The sequence below is a fragment of the Chryseobacterium panacisoli genome, from assembly GCF_008274625.1.
GTDB classification, from domain to species: Bacteria; Bacteroidota; Bacteroidia; order Flavobacteriales; family Weeksellaceae; genus Chryseobacterium; species Chryseobacterium panacisoli.
The window spans coordinates 2,312,831-2,336,513 of record NZ_VTRU01000001.1 but is presented as its reverse complement, the minus strand read 5'-3'; the positions used below and the strand labels follow the sequence as shown (position 1 = coordinate 2,336,513).

Annotated in this window: 18 protein-coding genes; 10 read left to right on the top strand and 8 right to left on the bottom strand. The window is 37.0% G+C overall.

Translation table 11 applies throughout. The features are described from left to right. Positions 1–8 precede the first annotated feature (8 nt). From FW781_RS10480 to FW781_RS10470, 3 genes are all read right to left on the bottom strand, one after another. On the bottom strand, positions 9–3,167 hold the full coding sequence (locus tag FW781_RS10480; protein ID WP_149387315.1) for a SusC/RagA family TonB-linked outer membrane protein: 3,159 nt from the start codon (positions 3,165–3,167) through the stop codon (positions 9–11). A gap of 316 nt (positions 3,168–3,483) precedes the next feature. After that, positions 3,484–5,088: a BamA/TamA family outer membrane protein gene (locus FW781_RS10475; RefSeq protein ID WP_228720171.1), complete on the bottom strand. Its 1,605-nt coding sequence runs from the start codon at positions 5,086–5,088 to the stop codon at positions 3,484–3,486. Between the two features lie 150 nt (positions 5,089–5,238). Continuing rightward, positions 5,239–6,027, bottom strand: a complete 789-nt coding sequence (locus tag FW781_RS10470; RefSeq protein WP_149387313.1) for an SDR family oxidoreductase — start codon at positions 6,025–6,027, stop codon at positions 5,239–5,241. 396 nt (positions 6,028–6,423) lie between these two features. On the opposite strand from FW781_RS10470, the gene FW781_RS10465 reads away from it, so the two are divergent. The 3 genes from FW781_RS10465 to FW781_RS10455 all read left to right on the top strand — a co-directional run bounded on the left by FW781_RS10465 (position 6,424) and on the right by FW781_RS10455 (position 12,753). Further along, a complete protein-coding gene (locus FW781_RS10465) occupies positions 6,424–9,312 on the top strand; it encodes a SusC/RagA family TonB-linked outer membrane protein (protein ID WP_149387312.1) in 2,889 nt (962 codons plus the stop codon). Positions 9,313–9,337: 25 nt separating this feature from the next. Then, positions 9,338–10,846 carry a RagB/SusD family nutrient uptake outer membrane protein gene (locus tag FW781_RS10460; protein ID WP_149387311.1) on the top strand — a complete coding sequence of 503 codons (1,509 nt, stop codon included), beginning with the start codon at positions 9,338–9,340 and terminating at the stop codon, positions 10,844–10,846. 74 nt (positions 10,847–10,920) lie between these two features. Continuing rightward, positions 10,921–12,753 carry an alkaline phosphatase gene (locus FW781_RS10455; protein ID WP_149387310.1) on the top strand — a complete coding sequence of 611 codons (1,833 nt, stop codon included), beginning with the start codon at positions 10,921–10,923 and terminating at the stop codon, positions 12,751–12,753. A gap of 226 nt (positions 12,754–12,979) precedes the next feature. Here FW781_RS10455 and FW781_RS10450 read toward each other — a convergent pair whose 3' ends face one another. The 5 genes from FW781_RS10450 to FW781_RS10430 form a co-directional block, all read right to left on the bottom strand. After that, positions 12,980–13,963, bottom strand: a complete 984-nt coding sequence (locus tag FW781_RS10450; RefSeq protein ID WP_228720170.1) for a phosphatidylinositol-specific phospholipase C — start codon at positions 13,961–13,963, stop codon at positions 12,980–12,982. A 237-nt stretch (positions 13,964–14,200) separates the two neighbouring features. Further along, the gene (locus FW781_RS10445) at positions 14,201–14,884 is read right to left on the bottom strand and encodes a hypothetical protein (RefSeq protein ID WP_149387308.1); all 684 of its coding nucleotides are present in this window, start codon (positions 14,882–14,884) and stop codon (positions 14,201–14,203) included. Positions 14,885–14,964: 80 nt separating this feature from the next. Further along, positions 14,965–16,188 carry a 3-phosphoshikimate 1-carboxyvinyltransferase gene (locus FW781_RS10440; protein ID WP_149387307.1) on the bottom strand — a complete coding sequence of 408 codons (1,224 nt, stop codon included), beginning with the start codon at positions 16,186–16,188 and terminating at the stop codon, positions 14,965–14,967. A 71-nt stretch (positions 16,189–16,259) separates the two neighbouring features. Beyond that, on the bottom strand, positions 16,260–16,586 hold the full coding sequence (locus FW781_RS10435; RefSeq protein WP_047385875.1) for a nucleotide pyrophosphohydrolase: 327 nt from the start codon (positions 16,584–16,586) through the stop codon (positions 16,260–16,262). Further along, positions 16,586–17,995, bottom strand: a complete 1,410-nt coding sequence (locus FW781_RS10430; RefSeq protein ID WP_149387306.1) for a hypothetical protein — start codon at positions 17,993–17,995, stop codon at positions 16,586–16,588. Before FW781_RS10430 ends, FW781_RS10435 begins: the two co-directional genes overlap by 1 nt. A gap of 184 nt (positions 17,996–18,179) precedes the next feature. Between FW781_RS10430 and FW781_RS10425 the strand changes: the two genes are divergently transcribed. The 7 genes from FW781_RS10425 (at position 18,180) to FW781_RS10395 (ending at position 23,517) form a co-directional block, all read left to right on the top strand. After that, positions 18,180–18,431 carry a type B 50S ribosomal protein L31 gene (locus FW781_RS10425; RefSeq protein ID WP_027375398.1) on the top strand — a complete coding sequence of 84 codons (252 nt, stop codon included), beginning with the start codon at positions 18,180–18,182 and terminating at the stop codon, positions 18,429–18,431. 104 nt (positions 18,432–18,535) lie between these two features. Continuing rightward, a complete protein-coding gene (locus FW781_RS10420; protein WP_149387305.1) occupies positions 18,536–19,696 on the top strand; it encodes a putative sugar nucleotidyl transferase in 1,161 nt (386 codons plus the stop codon). Positions 19,697–19,796: 100 nt separating this feature from the next. Then, a complete protein-coding gene (locus tag FW781_RS10415; protein ID WP_047385893.1) occupies positions 19,797–20,306 on the top strand; it encodes an RNA polymerase sigma factor in 510 nt (169 codons plus the stop codon). Then, positions 20,281–20,958, top strand: coding sequence for a hypothetical protein (locus tag FW781_RS10410; protein WP_149387304.1), 678 nt, complete (start codon positions 20,281–20,283; stop codon positions 20,956–20,958). Before FW781_RS10415 ends, FW781_RS10410 begins: the two co-directional genes overlap by 26 nt. 16 nt (positions 20,959–20,974) lie before the next feature. Continuing rightward, positions 20,975–22,261, top strand: coding sequence for a DUF4252 domain-containing protein (locus tag FW781_RS10405; protein ID WP_228720169.1), 1,287 nt, complete (start codon positions 20,975–20,977; stop codon positions 22,259–22,261). Positions 22,262–22,272: 11 nt separating this feature from the next. Beyond that, positions 22,273–22,776, top strand: coding sequence for a DUF4252 domain-containing protein (locus FW781_RS10400; RefSeq protein ID WP_149387303.1), 504 nt, complete (start codon positions 22,273–22,275; stop codon positions 22,774–22,776). A 36-nt stretch (positions 22,777–22,812) separates the two neighbouring features. Continuing rightward, entirely contained in the window at positions 22,813–23,517 is a 705-nt protein-coding gene (locus FW781_RS10395) for a hypothetical protein (protein WP_149387302.1), read from the top strand. The last annotated feature ends 166 nt before the right edge of the window (positions 23,518–23,683 follow it).

Below are 23,683 nucleotides of genomic sequence, written 5' to 3'. Positions count from 1 at the left end.
CTTTTTAGTTAAAACTTAAGATTAAAACCGATTCCGAACCATCTGCTGGACGGATCCTGAATATCATTAGCAATATCTCCACTTCTACCTGATCTGATCTGGAAATCAGGATCCGAATAAAGGTTCTTGGATTTTTTCCACATTGCCAGATTGTAGGCAGAAATATTGGCCGTGAAACCTTTTACCATTCCTTTCGGGTTTAGTAATGAAGAAAAATCATACTCCAATACTACAGATCTCAGCTTGATGAAGGTTCTGTCAAAAACGTTTGCAAACTCTTCACTTTCATCCTGCGTTACCCTTGCCTGGTATGGATAGTTTTGTGCCCAGTCCTGGAAACTGATAGCTTTTGTGTGCGGAGTATAAAGACCGGTTGCAGGATTGTAATTAACTCCATCCGGTACAAAATAATACGTTCCCGGATTTGCATACTCAAGATCTCTATACGCTACAGAATTAGGATGTTTTCCTCCCCACCACATCTTTTCAACAACCTGCGACCTCATCACACCTCCAATGCTTCCGTCAATTCCGATATTTAAAGTAAATTTCTTGTATTTGAAAGTATTGTTGAAACCAAAAGTCCAGTCCGGATTGAAATGTCCCAGGTTACTTGGTGCATTGGCTCTTGTCGGCATTCCTGAATTGGCATCCAGAATGACTTTTCCGTCCGGAGACTTTTGCCATGTGTAATCGTAATAGCTGTCCATTCTTTCACCCAACTTAATGTTTTGATAGTTGGGCATATTATCATAAATGGAAGTCAGTTTTTGTTCATACGTGCTCCAGTTGATCAAGGTTTTCCAGCTAAAATCAGCCGTTTTTACCGGAACCAAACCAAGAGAAACTTCAAATCCTTTGGTGGTGTATTCATTCCCGTTTACATATTGTGACGTGAATCCTGATGATTCTGCCGCTGGAAACTGAAGAATATTATTATAATCAAGTGTTCTGAAATAAGTAGCATCTAAAGTAACTCTGTTATTAAGGAAACCGGCACTTAATCCTAGTTCGTAAGATTTTGTCTGCTCCGGTTTTAAAGAGTTTTCTACATTTAAAGTGGTTGGATAATAATACGTTGGATTTCCGTTGAATGTAATTCCCTGGTTATTCAGATAATAATTTCTGATGGAATAAGGCTGGAAGTCATACGCCACTTTAGCCCATGAAGCAGAAAGTTTCAACATATTGACAGATTCAGGTAATTTTACCAGGTTTGAAATAACAGCACTGATGGATGCCGAAGGGTAGAAGTAAGATCTGTTGGCTTTTGGAAGGGTAGAAGACCAGTCATTACGTCCTGAAATATTGATGAAGAAAGCATTGTACAATCCTATGTCAATCGTTGAATAGGCACTATAAATCAACTTTTCCTTTAGATAAGTATAGTTTTTAAGTGCTCCGATAGAGTTTTCAAAAGTGTACACTTCAGGAATTTTCAATCCGTCCGTAGATCTTTCATTGTTATTATTTTTGAAATAAAAAGCTGAACCTCCGGCATTGATGGTGAAGTCAAAGTTTTCAGATATCTTTTTCTTGTAAGTAGCCAGAACATCATAGTTAAGATTCCATGTCTTATTATCCTTCAGAATATATCCTCCGCTTCTTGGCGCACTGTAATTAAAATAGGAATAAGGACTTAGTATTTCTGTTTTGCTGTGGTTTTCTACAAGGGATATTTTTCCCTTTATCGAAAGATCCTGAGTCGCTTTATATTCTAATCCTGTTTGGGCATTGATGATATTGGTTCTATTCTGATTTTTATAATACTCCGCTCCGAACCAAGGGTTGTTGTACCATGCATAGTTCCAGTTGGCCTGCGCTCTTCCTTCCTGTCCCGGAATCCACATGTGATTTTTCAAGGCTTTTCCGTCTACATCGCCTCCCATCCAGATCAGAATGGTATACATATGTCCGCTTGGGTTGTAATCGTAGTTAGGAATATTAGGGGTGAAAGCCTGATTGAAATTGAATTTCGTATTAAAGATTAATTTTTCTCCAAGATGATTTTCAGAAGAGAAATTGAGCCCATATTTTTGAAGATAAGAATTAGGAACTCGGTCATCATAATTCATGAAGTTTCCTGAAAACCTGTAGATATCTTTATTATCTCTATAACTGATGGCGAAATTATTATTGTTGATAACCGCAGGCTTTAAGAACGTGCTTAAGTTATCATGGTATTTCCAGTCAATCGGAACTCTCTCATATCTTGATTTATTATCATATTGAGTTCCTGTCACGGCTCCATACCAAGGCACTACCTGTCCTGTTACTTTATCTCTTATTGGGCTGTTCCATTGGGCGATCTGTAAACCCGGAACGAATTTTGGCCCCCAGATCATATCCCCGTCGTTCACACCGCCATCGGCTCCGTCCCAGAATTCGTATTTTCCGTGAGACCCGTTTCCGTATTCAGTCTGGGTTTTCGGAAGATTGGTAAACCCTCCTGTAATCATTGTGTTTTGCGAAAACTCTACGGAGAATCCTTTCTTCTTAGCTGATTTTGTTGTAATCAAAACGGCTCCGTAACGGCCTCTGGAACCGTACAGTGCAGAAGCGGTGGCACCTTTCAGTACGTTGATATTCTCAATATTATTAGGATCTAAATTCTGAAAAACTTCCTTTTCCACAATCACTCCGTCAATCACAAAAACTACATTGGAATTTCCTCTCAAGGTAAATTGCGGTGCCTGCTGCATTCCTGTTGGATTAGACACGTTCAGACCGGCAACCTGCCCGGAGAATAAATTACCAATACTTGGTGTTGTAATGGTTTCAAACTGCTTGGTTCCCACTTCCTGGGTAGAATAACCGATTTTTTCTTTCTTCTTGGCAATACCCAATGCGGTGATGACAACGCCCTCAATCTGTTTTTCGTTTGTTTTTTTTAAGACAACAGAATACTGTTTTTTTGAAGAAACCTCAACGGTATAAAGAGAAAAATCAGGAGCAAAAAACTCAAGAATATCCTTCGGATTTGCAGAAATGGTGAAATTACCATTTTCGTCTGTAATAGCAGTCTTTCCTGTATTTTTGTCGGTGATGTTTACACCGGAAACACCAGAGCCGTTTTCTGATTTTACATTTCCGGAAATATTGCTTTCCTGTGCAGAAAAATATAAAGGAAGTAAAAAAACGGCAAAAGTAGCTAGAGTCTTCTTCATTTTTTTGAAGGCAAATTTAGCAGAGCACTGTTACCAGTATTTTAATGAAGTATTAAAATAAAAATACGATTTTAATATTTTTTAACAGGAAGAGTTAATAGAAAAGTAAAGTGAAAACTATCCTTTGTATGGGAATTTTTGTTTTATTATATAAGTATTATTATAAGGCAGGAAGCTGGAAGTTACTGGGGTGTTGTCAACCTCTTGCAATCCTTAGTCATAAATTTTGAAAAAACTTCGATCTTATGAAAGAAACCAATTGCGAAACCAATACTCCGATAACTTCTATCCTCAAGCTTCCTTCCTCCTTTCTTTTTTAAAACCTGCTCAGGATTCCCCAATGAATTTTCGTGTCATTAAACTTAAACGGATTTCCAAATTCGTTACCATTAGACAACTGGAAACTCATCAGACCAATTGGAATGAAGAAATTGAAACCGAGTCCGACACTGTAGAGTTTGGGCCTTACATTTAAGGATTTATTATTGAGCTGGCCATATTGCCCAAAGATATCAAAGAAGGCCTGGCTGCCGATGAGATACCGGTATTCCAGACTTCCATAATAGTAGAAGTCGGCGGCGAGTGATTTTTCGTTGAATCCCCGCATGGAGTTCCAGCCCCCGAAACGATATAATTCGTTGGTGGTGAATTCTACTTTAGAATCCATCATGGCACCTTCTCCTTTAATGTTCAGGAAGTGGTTTCCTGAGATATGGTAATTGTGTTCCCCAAAGAAATAAAACTGGTTCTGGTTGGCTTTGATGTTATCTTTGGAATAGGTTGTTGTTAAAAAATCGTAACCTGCATTGATCCTTGTCTTATAAAGGAAAAGGTCAATATCAGTAGGCTCAGTCATTTCAAACCATATCCCTATCCCTTTTTTGTTATAATCTTTTCCCTGAACGTACAGCGTGTCAATAATGGTAGAGGATTCCAGGGTTGCTCTCAAACCTAGTTTGTTACGGTTGTTGATATGGTAATAGAAAGCAGGCAGGAATTTTACATTGGCAAAGGTAGAATCCTGGCGGTAGATATTCACTTTTGCATTCATCCCGACGTTCGATTTGAACAGGTATGGAATATCCACCTGAAGGTCGAAAGTCTGTCCTCTATCCGGGTTTCTCTGCCAGTATAAATTGACGGTTTCAAAACCATTAAACATATTCCTGAAATTCACATTCATTGTTCCGTTTAGCGTAAACTTGGAAGTTTTGTCATTCCCGAAACCGATGACCCCGTCAAAAGTATTTGTCTTTTTCTTTTCCAGAAAGAGGTAAATACTTGTAGAATCTTTTGTAAATAAAGTTTGTGGCTGCCTTTCGAGAGTAAGAAAAGGATGACTCTGAAATGTTTTATTGATGGCCAAAAGATTTTTGTCATCGTAATTTTTGCCTTTAAATTCCTTTTCAAGATTTTTGATAAACCTTTTGGGAACTTTTTCATATCCTTTTACAACAAAGCTATTGATCGTTCTTTTATCGTTCTTGTTAATATCAAGTTCTACGATAGGATAACCATTTTTCTGTCCCTTGTATTTGGATTTGATTCTGCTGAAAGAATATCCGTCATCAATATAAGTTTTGTTGATGCTTTTCTTGGTGGAATCTAAATTTTTAGTGAAAAAATCTTTCTGAATCTTTAACTTCTGAACAAGAGAATCAGTAAGGTTAACATACGTTTCATTAAAATTCTTGCCTTTATCAAAGAAAATTTCAGTGCTGTCACCTTTTACTTTTACATCTTTCAGCCTGGTAAAGAAATAATTATTCTGAGCTAATGAGTCCAGAAACTTTACCGCAGCAGTAGAATCTTTTACTTTTTTCCTGACTTTGGTTTCTGTATCAATCAGCCAATACTGCTTCTTCTGCGCTTGTATAAAAACGCAGAACAGTACAAAAAATATTTTCAGAAACAGTTTCAATCCCAAATATATCTACACCATAGGTAGCGATGAAATTAAGTGTAATTAAGATAAAATTTAAAGCGAAGCTTATCTGAATGATTCTTTACAACTTAATTCTCCTTAATGGTTTAAAATTTTATTATCAAATAGCTTTCTATACAACTGAAACTAATCCAGTTTATTATATTTCTTCATCAAATTCTCATAAGTTCCCTGTGGAAGGATCCATTTCAAAGGAACCCCGATTTTCTGCCCGAATTTACCAAAATAATAATGAGCTTTCCATTTATTTTTTGCCAAAAGTTTTTCAATGTATTCTGCAACTTCTAAAGGATCAGTTCCGTCATTCACATGAGAATTCATCAGAGCATATACTTTGTCAAAAACATTTTTGTAAGGCTGGGAAACCTGTGCAATCACTCTGTTGTCTGCAATATTGGTTTTAATATCTCCCAGATGCAGTGAACATACATCAATATTCCAGGGATAAACTTCATATCTCATTGCTTCCGTTACTTTATCCAACGCCGATTTTGAAGCCGAATAAAATCCGCGGAAAGGCAGTCCCATTTCACTTCCTATACTGGAAACATTGATGATTTTTCCAAATTTGTGCTCACGCATTTTCGGCAGCACAGCGCTCATCATCTGTACAGGTCCGGCAAGATTCAGGCTGAACAATTTTAAAATATCTTCTTTCGTAGAATCTTCCACTGCGCCTACCATTCCCATTCCGGCATTATTGATCAGAACATCAATTCTGGATTCTGTTTTTAAAACCTCAGCGATAGCATTCTGAACAGCTGTGTTATCGGTCACATCAGTAGGTATAGATCTGAAATACTCACTTTCTGTATGCTTTCTGCTTAATCCGTATACTTTATGTCCTTTTTTACCAAAATATTCGGCCAATGCAAACCCGATTCCTGATGAGGTTCCTGTAATAATGATGGTCATTGAATTTGTCTGATTTTATTGTTTTTATTTTTCTTCTGATGCCAGTGAGACGTTTTTAAAGGTCTGTGTTCAAAAGTAAAATCTATTTTCAGCAAATGTAAAAAAAGAAAAATGAACTCAGTTATTTATTATTCCTGAAATAATTTTTAATAATTTCCTGATCTATTGCTCTTAGTTGGTGATAAACTTAAGATAAACTTAATCTCAATTCTACGTGGAGTATTGGAAGAATTGTTACTTTTATTTACTTATATTATTGAAATACAGTATTTTGTATTTTGAGTGTGGTAGGCAATAACTGTAAAAAGCTAAAATTTATTAATAAAAACATAAGAAAACCTTAATGAGGCATGGGAGCAGACTAATCTAATTTTGCACCTAATCAAAAAGGAGATCATGAATGTATTTAAAATCCCTGTCTCAGTAACGTATTTAACGGGAAGGGTATTACTTATTGGTGCAATATCAGCTTCACCGATGTTCCTCGCTCAGAAAAAAGACAGCTTAAAAGAAAAATCCATCGATGAGATTGTTGTTGTTGGATACGGAACACAGAAAAAAAGTAAAGTTTCCGGCGCTGTTTCGGAAGCTTCACTGGATAAGCTTACTTCCAGATCTTTGTCTGGTGTAGGAGAAGTTCTTCAGGGTAAAGCTCCCGGAGTAACTGTTGTGAATGAAGGTGGAGATCCTAACGGCTCACCTAAAGTAAATATTCGTGGTCTGGGAGGAATCAATGGAGAAACTCCTCTGTATGTGGTAGACGGGGTGGTTTTCAACGGAACGCCCTCTATTAATCCAAATGATATACAGGATATTTCTGTGCTTAAAGATGCTTCTGCAGCCATTTACGGAGCAAGATCTTCCGGAGGAGTTATCTTAATCACTACTAAAAAGGGAAAAAAAGGAAACCTTACGGTAGATTTTGATGTGAAATATGGGGTAAACCAGACATGGAGACTAAAAGAGTCTCTGAATGCAGCGGAATTCCAGGATGTAATGTACAAAGCATATGAAAATGCCGGGAAACTGGGAAGCTTACCCATTGCTTTTAATCCCAATCAATATCCGGACGGAAGAATTACCAGAACAGACTGGATGAAAGAAATTTTCAGAACAGGAACAATTCAGGAATACAATGTTAATCTAAGCGGAGGAAGTGAGAAATCCAGATATTTTGTGGGAATGAACCATAGAAACCTGGAAGGGATCTTACTGAATACACAGGCAAAACGATACAATTTCAGAGTTAATTCTGAACATAAAGTAAAAGACTGGCTGACGATTGGAGAAAATATGTATTATAATTACTCTGATGGAAATACAGCTGATACAAAAAGTGGTTATACAGGAGCTTTGGTGGCTGCAATGTACTATCCGCCGAATGTTCCGGTATATACACCCAACGGAGCTTTTTCCGGATTACCAATTGATGTGGCAGGAGGTTATGGAGATATGATCAATCCGGTGGCTTACCTTAAAAGGATCAGCATCAGAAATCCTACTCATGAAATCTTGATCAATCCCTATGCAGAGATTACGTTGGCTAAGGATTTAAAATTCCGTTCTAACTTCTCACAGACTTTTAAACTGGGTGATGTAAAAAACTTTACCTACAGAGTACTGGAAGTCGGGAAGATCTTTGATACGAATAATTTAGAGTACCAGTCCAACAATTCATCTACAGCACTTGCAGAGCAGTTGCTTACCTATAAAATTGCTGCCGGAAAACATAATTTTGATTTCCTGGGAGGTTTTACTTTCCAGAAAACAATTGATGATGGTTTTGTGGCGAAATCTTATGACTTCAGGAGTGAAGCTGAGGTTTTCCAACATCTTCAGAATGCTGCAGATACCAATAAAGATGTTTCCAGTTACAGATTCAAGCAGTCTTTGGTTTCTTACCTGGCGAGAGTAAACTATGACTACGCCGGAAAATATATTGTAAGTGTATTGGGAAGGCGTGATGGATCTTCACTGGTAGCGAAGCAAAACAGATTTGCTAATTATTATGCAGTATCCGGTGCGTGGGTGGTTTCGAAAGAAAATTTCATGAAGGATATTTCATGGTTATCAAGCTTAAAACTGAGAGGAAGCTATGGTATTCTGGGTAACCTTGGAGGAATTTCTCCACAGGCTGTTAATCCATTAATGACCAGAGACAATAATGTGATTTTCGGACAGGATCCTTCTCAGAATATTGCTTATTATGCTACCACACGTCCGAACCCAGATCTTAAATGGGGGAAATCTGAACAGACTAACTTCGGGGTAGATGCTTCATTTCTCCACAATAGCCTTTCCTTACAGTTTGATTACTTTGTAAAGAACTCTAAAGACCAGATCTTCAACGTAAGCTTACCAAGTACGGCAACGTATAATAATCAGTATGTAAATGCAGGATTATTCCAGGATAAAGGTTACGAGTTAGGAATCAATTACAACAAAGTAGTTTCTGATGATTTTACATTCTCTGTTGGAGCAACAATGAGTCAACTAAAAAATACGGTGAAACAGCTTGCCAATGTGGATGAGATCTTTATCAATGATAATGGAGTAAGAGGAGTATTGAAACCAACCCGGGTGAAAGTAGGCGATCCTCTCTATTCTTTCTATGGTTACAAGACTGGCGGAATTTTCCAGACTCAGGAAGAGATCAACAATTATAAAGATGCCAACGGAAATCTTATTCAGCCCAATGCAAAACCTGGAGATATTAAATTCCTGAAGAAAGAAGGAAATACAGGAGCTCTTAATAATAATGACTTTGTTAATCTTGGAAGCCCATATCCAAAGTTCTCTTATGGATTTTCTTATAACATGACATGGAAAAACTTTGATCTGAACTTATTCTTCCAGGGTGTATACGGAAATAAAATATTCAACGGGATGAAGTTTATTTCTTTGAACCCGGGTGGAACAGGTCAGAACTACAATATGGATAAAGATATCCTGAATGCATGGACTCCTCAGAATACGAACACTGATATTCCAAGACTGGTACACGGAGACCCAAGCGGTAATTATTCCAAAGTATCAGATTTTTATGTGGAAGACGGATCTTATCTAAGACTGAAGAACCTTACCATCGGGTATTCATTGCCAAAAGAATTGTACAGTAAACTGGAAGTAAACAAGGTGAGAATCTATATGACTTCCAATAATCTGTTTACAATAACGAAATATACAGGATTTGATCCTGAAGTAGGAATGAATTCTTACGGAGTAGATACCGGAAGATATCCTCAGGCACGCTCATTCATCTTTGGGGTGGAGATCGGATTATAATTTTTAACGAACAAAAAGTAAAAAAATGAAATTTTTCAATACAATATTTTTAGTATCAGGACTAGCTGTAATGCTTTTATCATGTACAGGAGAGTTGGACGTTCAGCCGGAAGGAACACCTACCGAAGCCAGTTTCTGGAAAACGGAAAATGATCTTATTACCGGAGCAAATGCAATGTACAAACCTTTATTTGATGGAGAGTTTTACGGAAGAGGATTGTTTTGGTTTATCAATGCCAGTGATGATATGGTAACCGGAAGAGCTAAAAGTGAAGCGGACAATGCAAAAAATTTCAGCAGCAATTATATTGCGGCAGGAGATCTTGAAACGCAATGGAACAAAAGATATAATGTGATTGGTGTTGCGAACCGCGTGATCCGTAATGTTGATAATATTCAAACCTCACAGGCTACCAAAAATAAATACCTGGGAGAAGCTTTGTTCATGAGCAGCAGAATGTATTTTGAACTTTCTTATTCTTACGGAAATGAAAAAGCGGGAGTACCTATTATCGACCGTTCAAAAGATCCGGATCCCAACCCAATTCCAAGAGCGGCCAACGTGATGGAAAATTACACTTACATTGTCAACGACCTGAAAAGAGCTGCCGAATTATTACCTACTCAGGCAGAACTTCCTGCAAAAGATTACGGAAGACCTCATAAAGCCGCAGCATGGGCATTGTTAGCAAAAGTATATCTGTTTATGAAAGACTGGAAGAATGCAGAATTCTGGGCTAATGAAGTGATGACAAAAGGAAACAGAGCCTTATTGGGTAATTTTGCTGACGTTTTCAAAGCTGAAAACAACTACAGCTCAGAATATATCTGGTCTATCCCCGGAACGCCTAAGTTTACAGCATGGGGAAGTATTCTTCCGGGAGTAATGCTTGAAAATAAAGGATGGGGAGAGTATAACGGATGGGGATATTTTCAGCCGACAAAAGAACTTTATGACGAATATGAAACAGGAGATCTTAGAAGAAGTGCATCCATCCTGAAAATAGGTGACAAATTTACCTTTAACGGAAAGGAAAGAATATATGCTTCTACCAATTCCCTTACCGGATATCAGTTCAATAAATATATGGATGCTTTCAAATACCAGCTTAACAGTGGTCATGTGAGTGCCAACGGAGATTATCCGTGTACAGATCTTGCCGTTCCGATCATGCGTTATGCCGAGGTTATCCTTATCAAAGCAGAAGCTGCATTGATGCAGGGGAAATCTGCAGACCAGGAAATCAATATGATCAGAGTACGTGCAGGTTTATCTCCGAAAAACGGATGTACAATGGCTGATCTTAAACATGAAAGACGCTGCGAACTGGCAGGTGAATGGGCAGACAGACACAGAGACCTTGTACGTTGGGGAGATGCACAGGCAGCTTATGCCAAACCTCTGCATGGTATCAACGGACAGGTTGTCTGGGCGGCTAGAAACTTTAATCCGGCGGTACACAATGTTTGGGCAGTTCCTCAGGCTGAAATCGTAAACAGTCATGGAATCATCAAGCAAAATGAAGGCTGGTAACATCTTAATCTTATATATTATCCATTATATCATTACAGAACCTTCTGTGATGATATAGCTTTTTTACAGAAATTATGAAACGGAAACTATCAAAAATTTTGGCTGCATTGGCACTGGCTGTGTTCTCCGAAAATCAGGCACAGAATTATTTAAACTACAATGTTGGCAATGCACACTCACATAATGACTACATGCAGGAGATCCCTTTTTGGCAGGCTTATTATGCAAACTTCGGTTCTATTGAGGCAGATGTTTTTCTGGTAAAAGGAAATCTTTGGGTAGCTCATACCGAAAAAGAACTTTCGGCAGACAGAACACTGGAAAATCTTTATCTTGATAATATTTCAAAACAGATTAAGCTGAACAAAGGGAATATCTATCCGGATGCCGGTAAGAAGCTTCAGTTGCTGATTGATATCAAGCAGGATTATAAAACATCACTGGATGCCCTGGTCAGTACATTAAAGAAATATCCCGAAATTACAGGAAATTCAGGTATTAAAATTGTGATTACCGGAGGAAGACCCCAGCCGGCAGATTTTAAAAACTATCCAAACTATCTTTACTTCGATGGAGACCTTGATAAAAATTATTCTGCAGACCAGTTAAAAAGAATAGGAATGTTCAGTGCAGATCTTCCCGGATTGGTAAAATGGAATGGAAAAGGAATTCCAAGAGACGAAGAAACGGCAAAAATTAAAACTGCTGTTGAAAGAGCACATGCTCAGCAGAAGCAGGTTCGTTTTTACGGAGCTCCGGACTTTCCGAATGCATGGGTAAATCTGATGGATATAGGCGTGGATTATATCAATACCGATCATATTCCGGATCTTAAAAAATTTATGAATTCTATCCCGAGAAACTTTTATAAAAATACAAAAGAATACAACACCTATACTCCGACTTATGCATCAGACGGAGTAACTAAAAAAGTAAAGAATGTGATTCTTCTTATACCAGACGGAACTTCTCTTCCTCAATACTATGCTGCTTTTACGGCCAACAAAGGAAAACTGAATGTTTTCAATATGAAAGCAACAGGACTCTCCAAAACCAACTCATCCAATGCCTATATTACCGATTCAGCACCGGGTTCTACAGCATTTGCAACAGGGGTGAAAACTAAAAATACTTTTGTAGGGGTTGACAATATGGGGAAAGCACTCGCACAAATTCCTGATATTATCGCTGAGAAAGGAATGATTTCCGGATTGATTTCTACGGGTGATGTTACAGATGCAACGCCAGCCGATTTCTATGCACATTCGGATAACAGAAATAGCTCCGAACCTATTTTGAAAGATTTCGCAGCATCAAAAACGAAAATTCTCATCGGAGGTCCTACAAGCGGACTGTCTAAGGAAAATCTACAGAAATTTAAAGAAGCGAAGATTGATCTGTTTCAGGATCTGAAATCAGTTACTACAATAAAGAACCGTACCCTGGTTATTGATCCTTTGGCTTCGCAAAGAATAACCAACGGAAGAGGAAACTGGCTTGCTGATGCATTCGATCTTACTTTAAATGATTTAAAGAATAATAAAAACGGATTCTTTATGATGATAGAAGCTTCACAGACTGATGGAGGAGGTCATAGCAACAATATAGAACAGTTGGTTACAGAATTACTGGATTTTGATCATGTGGTTGGTAAGGCAATGAAATTTGCTGATGAAAATAAAGAAACCCTGGTTATTGTGGTAGGAGATCATGAAACAGGAGGTCTCACTCTATTGGATGGAAGTCTGAAGGATGGCTGGATATTCGGAAACTTCAGTACGAATGATCATACCTCTATTCCGTCAAGTGTTTTTGCTTATGGCCCGAATTCAAAAGAGTTCACAGGATTGTTTGAAAATACAGAGATTTTTAACAAGATATTGGCTGCTTACGGAATTCAGAAATAACTTTTACTTTTAATACTTTTACTTTTACAAAGAGAGACTGTTTCAAAAAACGAAACGGTCTTTTTTTGTTTACTAATTTAAAGCTCCCGCAGATTTTACAGATTAAGCAGATGTTTGTGGATAATGTGCGTTATCTGCATAATCGGCGGGAAATAAAAGCAGAATAAAATTCAAAAAGGCTGCCCCAAAAGAGAGACAGCCTTGAGTAAATCTAACAAATAATAATTTAGAAATTGGTCTTAACAATCAATTCAGACAGTTCAGCATTCACAAAGTCAATCGGCATTATCCCAAATGATCCTTGGGTATTCGACTGGAAGAATGTTTTAAGCTTTGGATTAATAGCATTGGATACCGTTGGAATACTTGGGATTCCAAAGATTCCCGGCTTATAACCGCTCGTAAAATTCACGAAAAGCTTACCATTCGTATCATTTTTAGCCTCATTAAGAAGACTGAAGATTCCGTTCCACTTATCATCATTGTTGGTAACCTTATAATAATCCTGAACTTTCAATTGTACCCCGGAATTGTTGATGTCAAACGTCGTATTATCTGCCCATGGAGAAGCATTGATTCCTTTAGTTGTCCCTGAAGAAAACCTTCTCAACAATTTGATCTTTCCTCTTACAGCCCCTAATGTAGGAATGTTTGAACCAAGATCCCATTTAGAAGGGTTTTTCTGTACATAAGAATCAAAGGTCTGCTCAAAAGTTCTGGTGGTGTTTGATGCATCATATTCTTCCTTTACAGACATGATAATGGTTTCAGAAGGATTATTTTGAAGGAATGTATAGCATGCATTTAAAACATCATCAAAATTCAGATTTTGGTAAATCGCACCGTGATGAATGGTGAAAGCATTGTCAATATGTCTGCAACGGATATCCAGAAAACGTACTCCTGCATTAAGTTGTTCTGCAATGCTGAGGTCTTGAGTTTTAGCCGTACCCGATACAACAGGGGCATCTACACGTGCTCCGGAATCATGAGTCCCGGGAATGGAGATTTTTGAAATGGAAATATTATCCTGAAGGCCAGACATCCAGCTATTCATGGCGATAGGTAATAATGAAGCTTTATTGCTTGTTTTTGCTAAAGAAGTCAGAGGGGGTTCATTAGAATCTCTTTCTAGTATGCTGTCATTTGAACAGGAAAAAAAGATAGACGCAGTCACAACCCCAAGAGTGATGGCTGTAAAACGTTTCATGTTTTGTTTGAACATAGTTTTTTTTATTTTTTAATGCAACTTAAAAATAAGGATATATCAAGACATGAGGAGTTAATTTAACTTTAATAGATAATTAAGTTGCTATAAAGTCAGGAAGTTGGGGAATGGATTGTGGGAAAAGAGAAATCGATAATAGTTAAATAGTAGTGGATTTACAATAAAGCAGCTATGATAGATCAACCGCCTAACAGTAAGCTCCAGCACCCAGCTTCAATCTTAAAACACAAAATCCTCCTTCAATCCGGGAATTTTGAACTTGTGGTCTCCGATAAAGAAATCATTCATTTTAATAAGAGCCGGGAATTTATGAGTAAACTCTTTGTGTGAGTTTTCGGGGACTTTGGTGTCATCATCACAGGACGAATACTCCCTGTCAATAACCACTTTGTCTGTAGAAAAATTGATTTCATTCGTAAAACTGAAATCACAGGTATCTTCAAAATGATCATGTGAACCTATCAGATAAAAATCTCCGTTCTGAAATCTGAAGGTATGCTTATATTGCTGGGTATGCCTTGAATTGGTGAAAAATAGCTGTTCAATAATAAGACAGTTATTTTTTATATTGATTTTAAGAGTATTATCAGAAGGATAAAACCCGAATCCGCTTGAAAAAAGGATGGCAGAATTTTCTTTCCATACTTTCAGACTGTTGTTTTCATTTTTCAAAATATAGAAAACCCTTGTATAGTCACTTGTACCTTCCAGTTTTTGTTTGTCTGATGCTTTTACATCCGTATCAAATACCAGAACAGTTTCATCCTTTCCATCTTTGTCGAGATCACCTTTAGCTTCTGCAATCTGGATATGCCCTTTCGGAACTGAAAATTTTTTCAGATTCTGAGCCCATAAGCTTGTAGCAGATAAAACAACCCAAAAGGAAAAGAAGGATTTTATCATGATAAATAATAGGATTAAAAAAAAGTGGTAATCCGAAATAAAAATCACTTTTCAAATTACCACTTTTTTATAATATTAAATTAATGAGTCAGGATACTTTCAAGATCTTTCCAAAATGCTGGATAAGACTTTTCTACTACATCTTCATCCTCTATATTGATTTCTTTAATCAGACTGAACGGTGCAAAACTCATAGCCATTCTATGATCCTGATACGTTTTGATGGAGATGTTATTTTCCGGCTCTCCGAAACTGATAGATTTAATGGTTAAATCTGTAATTTCTGTTTCAGTACCCAGTTTTTTTAGTTCATTATATAAAGCAAGAAGTCTGTCGGTTTCCTTTACTCTTAATGTTCCCAATCCGGAAATATCAAAAGGTATTTTTAAAGCGGCTGCTGTTACACAAAGTGTTTGTGCAATATCAGGACAGTCATTCATATCCAGGATAATTTTTTCCGGAAAAGAAAAATCTGGCTGAGGTTCCAGCGTTAACTTATGCTCATCTTCGGAAAAAGTTGTTTTGATTCCGAAGAACTTCTCATAGATGTTGGCAATGGCAGAATCTCCCTGCGTTGACTCTTTGTAAAAACTTTTCAGATGGATGGTTTCTCTTCCCAAAGCACAGATAGAATAGAAATAAGAAGCTGAACTCCAGTCACTTTCCACTTCATAATGTACAGCCTCAGAATTGTTATCAGTAAACGGTTCTACTTTGATGATATTCCCCTCAAAACTGCTTTGGATCCCAAATTTTGTCAGTATATCAAGAGTCATTTCAATATAAGATCTCGATGTAACTTCCCCTACAAGATTAATTTCCAGTCCGTTTTCAAGTTTTCCTGCAACAAGAAGCAGTGATGTGATAAACTGGCTTGAAATATTGGCTGGAACATTCACAGAAGTTTGGGTAATCTTTCTTCCTTTAATTTTTAAAGGGGGAAATCCTTCATTCTCCATGTATTCAATTTCTACTCCAAGATCTCTCAAAGCACTTACAAGGTTCTTGATTGGTCTTTCTTTCATTCTTCCCGAGCCGGTAAGAATTGTTGTTTTACCTTCCTGGATAGAATAATAAGAAGTAAGGAAACGCATGGCCGTTCCCGCATGATGAATGTCTACCACTTCAGTATCCTCAGATAATGCTTTTTTCAGCAACTGAGTATCCTGAGAATTGGATAGATTTCCGATTTTTATATTGCTGAACAGACTTTCCAGAATCAATAAACGATTCGAAATACTTTTCGAACCGCTGATCTGTACTGTTTTTCCTCCTGATAATTTTGATTTTTCTAGCTTCTTCATTATGATCTACATGATATTAAAAAAATTATGAGTTACAAATTCATTTATAATTCATAACTCATCATTTATAATTATTTCAATTTTTCATTATTCTGATGCCGGTCTTTATCCCGGTCCGTCTTGATTTTCATTTTTCTGTCAAAAGCGTCCTGCAGGTTCACTCCCGTCTGGTTGGCCAGGCATAATGTAACAAAAAGCACATCGGCCAGCTCTTCACCAAGATCTTTTGTTTTATCACTTTCCTTTTCGCTTTGTTCACCATACCTTCTGGCAATGATTCTCGCTACTTCACCTACTTCTTCTGTCAGCATCGCCATATTCGTAAGCTCATTAAAGTATCTTACGCCAATGGTTTTGATCCATTCGTCAACCTGCTGTTGTAACTGGGTAATTTCCATTATTGATAAGCTCCTAGCGTTGGGTTTGTAGTTCTGGATACGCCGACAATATCGAAAGGTACGGTTGCCGCAACAGCTGCATTTCCTTTTCCAAGAGCTGGAGAACCTGGTTTTACTCTTAAATTCATTTTAGCCATAAAATAGTTGACAAACTGTGGATCAGTATTTTTCGTTGTTTGTACCACGTTTGGATTATTGTCAAAAGTGAAACCTGCTCCTGTTGCACTTGTATATTTTATTAATGAATTTTGAAGTAAAAATTCAAACTGCTGTCCCGGAGTCTGTTCAAAATGAATGGCATCATCCCTATCAGAATATATGATGCTGTTTTTAATATCAAGCAGCTGTAAAGCGCCCTGTTCTGATTGTCCTGCATCATTCTTCCATTCATTGGCTGCAAAAATGCCACTTCTGTCAAAAGAGCTCATCGTTTTGGAATAGTTGGCAATCGTAGCGTGAGTATAGCTGTGTTTTCCTCCTCTGAAAATACCAATGCAGGATAAACCACAATTGTTCATCACAAGATTATTGGCATTCACAGTAGAACCTACAGCATAAATGCCATATTCAAAGAAAGTATGAATAAACGAATTGGAGATGGTAGCATTGGTTTGTTTCATATCAAGACCTCTTGTTCCTCCGAAAAGTCTTGCATGGTTCATCTTAAGCGTAGAATTTGCTTCCATTTTGATAGAATTCCAGTTTTTAGGAATCGTATCATAATAAGGATCATTTCTGTCTCCACGAAGAATAACCTGATCGGCCTGAGTTCCGTTGATATTTAAAACAGCTCCTGAAGAGACTTTCATTCCGCTGTTTTTGTGGAAGTAGACCTTAGTTCCAGGATTTATGTCCAGTGTTACACTTGGGTTAATGGTAAGATTTCCGTAGATGATCTTTGCTTTATTGTTGTTCCAGGTAGTAGAATTGGTAATTTCATTAGGATTGCCGGGAGTCTGAATAAAAAACTCGGCGTCCTGAACTACAGAAAATAAAGTCACATGCTGTTGTCCTGCAGGTCCTGTGAAAATAACTTTGTCCTCAGCAATCGCTTCCGGTCCGGTAGCTTCCGGGGCAATTTCAACAAAAATATAAAGACTGTCTTTCTTTCTTAAAGGAACATTTTGAAAATCATATCCAGGCTTTCCATCTACGTTGATTCTATATAATGAAGCGGCACCTTTCTCAAGATTCACTCTTGGGATCATGATATCCTTATCTTCATTATTATATACTTTTACAACATAGGTTTCTGAACGTACCTGATGATATACCGTATCACAGAATACTGTGTCTCTTGAAAAACTTAGCTGCTGTGTAGGGCTGTCAAACGTAATATCATCTTTATTACATGATACTGCTACAAGTAACATCCAGAAGGAAAAAGCCAGTAATAATTTGAATTTCATTGAAATTAAAGTTTAAGTAAGTTCCAAATTTAACGAAAATACTTTGAATTTCTTATCAATAAAAAATTTTTGAATGCAGTATTTGGAAATTAGAAAAAATGTTGTATTTTTGCAACCTAAAATTTAGCAGAGAAATATCCATTACTATTTCGAAAGCAAACTTAATTTTTTTAAAAATAGTATTATGAAAAACGGAATCCACCCAGAAAATTATAGACTTGTTGTTTTCAAAGATATGAGTAACGACGAGGTGTTTCTTTGCAAGTCTACTGCAGAAACAAAAGACACTATCGAGTTTGAAGGACAAGAATACCCATTAATCAAAATGGAAATCTCTTCAACTTCTCACCCTTTCTACACTGGTAAAGTAAAACTAGTTGACACTGCAGGTAGAGTTGATAAGTTCATGAACAAATACAAAAAATTCGCTAAGTAATTTTTGTACCATTTAAAATATTAAAGTCTTCCAATTTTTGGGAGACTTTTTTTATTGTAAATTTGTTAACCTTGAATTTTAAACCTTAAACTTAAAACTGAGTGATGCAATTAGTATTTTCAGACGCACAATATTGGGAAGACTTTCTTCCGCTTACTTTTACCCGACCTGTTGCTGCCATGCGATGCGGAATTCTTACATTCTCTGAAAGATGGCAGAAAATCCTGGAAAACACGGAGATTTCCTATTTCACGGAAACGTATCTTCAGGATAAATTTAAAAGTCCGGAGGAAAAGGAAAGTCTCTTTTTAGTTCCGAATTTCATTCCTACAGAAACCGTAATTCAACAGATTAAAGATCTTAAGCAGGGAGAAGCATTGGTTTATGAAGACGAATTGATCGCTGCTAAAATCAATATGAAGGATTTCTCTCTGAATCAGATTGAAAAAATGACAGACATTAAGGAGGAACTTATTTTCTTTAAAAGACCAAAAGATCTGTTTACCTATAATCATCATGCTATTGATTTTGACTTTGATCTCCTTACCAAAGGAAGAACTTCGCAGGAATTATCTTCAACCAATGGCTTTTTAGGAGATAAGAAAGATCTGTTTATTGAAGAAGGAGCTTATATTGAATTCTCCACAATCAATACAAAAACAGGTAAGATTTATATTGGTAAAAATACTGAAGTGATGGAAGGCTGCCATCTTCGCGGTCCGATAGCACTTTGTGATGATTCCAAATTTAATCTGGGAGCAAAAATCTATGGAGCAACTACGGTTGGTCCGCATTGTAAAGTAGGAGGCGAAGTGAATAACATCATTATATTCGGATATTCCAGTAAAGGACATGAAGGTTTTGTGGGTAATTCGGTGATTGGAGAATGGTGTAATTTCGGAGCAGACAGCAATTCTTCGAATATGAAAAACAATTACGGGAACGTAAAATTCTGGAATTACAGAACCAAAGCTTTTGAAGATACGGGCTTACAGTTTGCGGGTTTGATCATGGGAGATCATTCCAAAACAGCCATCAATACCCAATTGAATACCGGAACAGTAATTGGGGTAGCCTCCAATATCTTCAAACCAGGTTTTCCACCCAACCTTGTGGAAAATTTCTCATGGGGAGGATTGAAAGATGATGAAAGATTCAGGCTGGATAAAGTATATGAAGTGGCAGAAAGAGCTATGGCGAGGAGAAAAGTTCCTTTAACAGAAGAGGATAAAGCAATCTTGAAACATATTTTTGATACGTATTAATTCGATTATAATAAAAAACTTCAATTTTTTTTGAAGTTTTTTTATTTTTGATGTAATAGATCTGTAACGGCAGTTGTCTTACCTATAAGAAACAAAACTCATGACCCAAGAAACTTTCAAGAATACGGTGTTTATTCTCAAAGACGAGATGTATCGTTTTGCGAAGCGGTTTGTCATGAGCAGTGATGAAGCAGAAGATGTAGTGCAGGATCTCATGATAAAGTTTTGGCAGAAGAGGGATGAGCTGGGGCAATTCGGGAATTTTAAATCCTATGCGCTGAAGTCTGTCCGGAACGAATGCCTGAACCGGCTGAAGCATCACGATGTAAAGATCGGCTTTGCGGATATGCAGCTTCACCGCTCGGAGCTTTATAGTATGGAAGTTGATAACCTTAAGGAACATATTATAGGATTTATCAATCAGCTCCCTGAAAAACAGAAGATGGTCATCCACTTGAAAGATGTAGAAGAGTATGATGTTTCCGAAATTTCTGAAATGCTGGAAATGGAGGAAAATGCAGTAAGGGTAAACCTGATGCGTGCGAGACAAAAAGTAAAAGAACAAATCTCACAACTGATGAGCTATGAAAAAAGATCAATTACAAGATAAATACAACGAAGTCTTCCGGGATATTAAGGAAGAAAAAATGGACTGGAGTTTTGAAGACTTTCTTCAGACTGCAGAGGGTGCGGAACATGAACAGAATACTGCACCTATTATTCCATTGGAAGAAAAGAAAAAGCCCTCCTTTCCTAAATGGTTCTGGATGGCCGCCAGTGTAATGCTGGTCTTCAGTATCGGATTTTTCCTGAATAACAATAATAAGGATGCGCAGGATAAAGAAAAACTGGTAAAAGATGAAATCTTAAAGCAGAAATCCGGATTCATTGAAGAAAACAGTGATCATCAGGAACAGGTTGCCGTGAATCATACCGATTCTATTTCCGGAGTGAAAAAAGATTCTGTTTTTCAGGATAATCAGGTAGCAGAAAAAGATGTACTGGATGAAATTCTGCCAAAAAGAGGAAGACTTAAAAAGGAAACAAGACCCAGATATGTCAGCAATACCTCAAACAGTAAAAATTTAAGTGATTCTGTATCTGCATACAATGACTCTTATGTAATTGTAAACGGCAAGAGAATCAGCAGTGAAAAAGAAGCCATAGATGTTGCCAGATACTCCTTTATGAAATTAGGAACTGAGTTTAAGAAAACAGTAGCATCTTCTCAAAAAAATGAAAATCTTGACAGCGAATACTAAAAATCAGAACAATCCCATGAAAAAAATATTTTTTATCATAGCCGTAATGCTAAGCAGCTTTGCAACCTATTCTGCACAGACTGAGAAATTAGACAAGCTTTTTCAGGATTTTGAAAAAAAGGGAAGAGTAACCTCTATCAATATTAAAAAACCGATGTTCAAGCTATTGAATACCATTGATGTTGATGATGCCTATATCGGGAAAATAAAACCCATTTTGAACGAAGTGGATGGGCTTAAAATTTTGATTATTCCTAAAATTACCTTTCCGGATCGTTTAAAAGATGAAAATCTTGCCAATATTAAAATGAACGAGGATAAAACGGCGAGAATAAATGATGCCTTAAAGTCATTAAACTTTAACGAGCTGATGTCTATGAGCAGCGATGGAACTTCTATGAAATTCCTGGCCGAAGATGAAAAAGATAACTATCTTGAAAATCTTGTTTTCAACGTTGATTCCAAAGAAGAGAATATTATTTTTATTCTTAATGGGAAAATGAAATTATCTGATGTTAACAAGATCATTAATTCCGGTGAAACAACCACTTCTTCTGTGACAACTTCCGTGAGAAATGATCTTACTTCGGGGAATACATCATCCTATCTGAACGGAGATAACAGAAATGTAGGTGAATTCTCAAAAATAGATGCCAGCGTAGGAGTGAATGTTACCTTTAAACAGGAAAATACAAGAAGTGTAAAAGTTATTGCGGATGCAGATAAACTTCAATATGTAATCACAAAAGTGGAAAACGGAGTTTTAAAGATATATGTTGACAATAAAGGAGTTCGGAACCTGAGATTTAAAAATTTAAACGTTAATGTTTCGGCACCAAATATTAACGCGATCAAAACATCTTCAGGAAGTATATTTACTGCAGTGAACTCTGTAACGGAAAATAACATTGCGATTGATGCCACCTCAGGCTCTATCATTAAAGGAACATTTAATATAAAAGAGGCTGCAGCCATTGAAGCGAGTTCAGGGTCTGTTTTAAATATGGAAATTACGACTCCCAAGCTGGTTTTAGATACTTCCAGTGGAGCGAGTGTAAGCCTGTCGGGAACAGCAACCTCTGCAGTAATTGATACAAGCAGTGGTACATCTTGTAAGGCAGATGATCTTAAGATTGCTACAGCAATAGTAGAATCTACTTCAGGGGCAAGTCTTTCTCTGTTGGTTACTGATAAACTAAAAGTAAGTGTGTCTTCTGGAGCAGCCGTAAAACTTAAAGGGGATCCTGAGCTCGATGCTAAGGTAGATAAAGTTTCGGGAGGAAGCTTCAGACAAATCAAATAAAAAACTAAACTATGAAGACTCTTAAAAACATTTTTCTGGCTATTCTGACAATAGGTATGCTTCAGTCGTGTATCGTATCAGAAAAACCGAACATTGACTTTTTCCAGAATTCAAAATATGATTTCAAAGGAGCCCGGTTTGCAAGTATTAATGTCCCCATGGTTCTTGCTAAATCATATATTAAGAAGGCATTAAGGGAAGAAGGCGAAAGTGAGGAAACAGTTAATCTGGTAAAGAAAGCTTCAAAAATAAAAGTTCTTACTGTAACCAACGGGAGTGAGGAAATGTTGAATGATTACACCCAATATTTGAGCAATAACCATTACGAAGAATGGGCTACTATTAAGCACGATGGGGATAATGTCAATATACGGGTAAAACAAGACGGGGAAGCTATTAAAAATATGCTGATCACTGTAGGCTCCAATAGCCGGGATATGGTTTTTGTAGATGTGAAAGGAAACTTTACTCCTGATGATATCTCAAAGATGATCAATTCTGTTTCCGTTAAATAATTTTCGGTAATAAATCTCCCCAAAAACTTTCACAGCATGGAAAAGTTAATAAGAGAAGTCCGTATCCTTAAAATCTATGCCGTTGTACTTACCATATTATGTGCAATGTTTTTCTTTCTGGCGTTTAAAAATCAGTCTTCTAACGAACGTTTTAAGGAAATAAATGTAGAACGGATCAATATTGTTGAGAAAGACGGAACGCTAAAAATGGTGATCAGTAATAAAGAACGCCAGCACCCTGGCTTGGTAAATCATAAAGAATTGAAACCGCGGGAGAGAGAAGCGGGGCTTATCTTCTTCAATTCCCTGGGCGACGAATGTGGAGGGCTTGTTTATGATGGTAATGACAAAGAGTCTGGAATGGTGTACTCCGTAGATCAGAGAAATACAGATCAGATCATGCAGCTTCAGTACTTTGAAGGTGCGGGGAAAGATAAAAAGAGAGTGTATGGCTTAAAACTTTGGGACCGCCCCGATGATTTCCCCTTGGAAGATATTATTAAGTTTGAAGATTCTCTGAAAAAAATAAATGATCCTGCAGTCAGCAAAACGGCCTATGCAAAACTTCGGGAAGAAGGAAAACTGACTAATGAACGATTTTTTGCCGGTAAGACAGCCGATGGTGATGTAGGGATATTTATCCGTGATACCAAAGGCAAAGTAAGATTAAAATTGTACGTTGATAAAAATAATCAAACCCATATTGAGAATTTGGATGAAAGTGGAAACCCTGTCAAATAGACCTTAATATGGATGCCTTAATATATAATTAAAGTAGTTTCTACATATTCAATTATTTTGTACCGTAACCGTTCTGATAAAAAGAACGGTTTTTCGATTTAAGTTATTGATTATTAAATTTTATTTAAACTATCAAAAAGGATTTTCATATCTCACTAAAATAACC